Consider the following 629-nt stretch of genomic DNA (forward strand, 5'->3'; position numbering starts at 1 on the left):
CATGGACGCGGCCGGCAAGCTCGGTTTCAGCCATCTGCGCATGACCACGGTCGAGGCGGCGCCCAAATCCTGATGAGCCTGTCCGATCGCTTGCTCGCCGCGTGGTATCAGGGGCACCCGGCCCTGACGCTGTTGCGGCCGCTGGAAATGTTGTATCGCCGCGTGGTGGTCAATAAACGTCGGCGCTTTCTTGATGGTGAAGGCGCAATCTATCAGCCGCCGGTGCCCCTGATCGTCGTGGGTAACATCACCGTCGGCGGTACCGGCAAGACGCCGATGATCCTCTGGCTGATCGAGCACTGCCGGCGCAGCGGTTTGCGCGTGGGCGTGGTCAGCCGTGGTTACGGTGCCAAGCCGCCGCAATTGCCGTGGCGGGTCGAAGCCGACCAGCACGCCGCCATCGCCGGCGACGAACCGCTGCTGATCGTCCAGCGCACCGGGGTGCCTCTGATGATCGACCCTGATCGCAGCGCCGCCGTCAAAGCTTTGCTCGCCAGCGAGCCGCTGGACCTGATTCTCTCCGACGATGGCATGCAGCATTACCGCCTGGCCCGGGATCTGGAACTGGTACTGATCGACGCCGCCCGTGGCCTCGGAAACAAACGCTGCCTGCCGGCCGGTCCGTTGCG

The 629-nt window shown here is 65.7% G+C and carries 1 protein-coding gene and 1 pseudogene; both read left to right on the forward strand.

Annotation, left to right across the window (positions count from 1 at the left end):
• Positions 1-73: pseudogene (locus DBR24_RS33655) on the forward strand (biopolymer transporter ExbD); the annotation flags it as partial.
• On the forward strand, positions 73-629 hold a 557-nt coding region (lpxK, locus tag DBR24_RS24850), incomplete at its 3' end, for a tetraacyldisaccharide 4'-kinase (protein WP_128616057.1). The pseudogene DBR24_RS33655 and the gene lpxK, both read left to right, overlap by 1 nt.

The organism is Pseudomonas sp. HMWF006, from assembly GCF_003061205.1.
Classification (GTDB): domain Bacteria; phylum Pseudomonadota; class Gammaproteobacteria; order Pseudomonadales; family Pseudomonadaceae; genus Aquipseudomonas; species Aquipseudomonas monsensis.